At 49.4% G+C, this 547-nt stretch carries 1 protein-coding gene; it reads right to left on the bottom strand.

The features are described from left to right. Positions 1 to 547 (bottom strand): acyl-CoA dehydrogenase domain-containing protein (locus tag R7Q48_RS26020; RefSeq protein ID WP_318133066.1); only part of this gene is annotated, 547 nt, incomplete at both ends.

Genomic DNA, 547 nt, shown 5'->3' with positions numbered 1-547 from the left:
TCGCGGAGCTTAGGTATAGCTGACTGAGAATGTCACCTAAACGCGCAGATAAGCGCTCTTTACGTTTCAACGAACCACCAAGTACCGCCATTGAGATATCAGACAGAAGCGCTAGGTTGGCACTGTAACGGTTTAGCTGTTGGTAGTAGCGTTTCGTTGCATCTTTAGTCGGTGCCGATGAACCTAGGCCATCGCTTAAACCAAACCAAATACTGCGAACGAGGTTACTCATGGTAAAGCTCACGTGGCCAGCTAGCGCTTTGTCGAATTTCTCAACCGCGTCGCTTGCTACAGAGTAAGCTGCGTTCATTTCTTCAAGCACGTATGGGTGACAACGAATCGCACCTTGACCGAAGATGATCATCGAACGAGTCAGAATGTTTGCACCTTCTACCGTTACGGCGATTGGAGAGCCTTGGTAGCCACGAGCGAGGAAGTTCGAAGGGCCTAAACAAATGCCTTTACCGCCGACAATGTCCATCGCGTCAATGATGCTTTGTTGACCGCGGTGGGTACAGTGGTACTTCACAATTGCAGAAATAACCGA

The sequence above is a fragment of the Vibrio sp. 378 genome (assembly GCF_033339435.1).
This window is presented reverse-complemented; position numbering and strand designations above follow the sequence as displayed.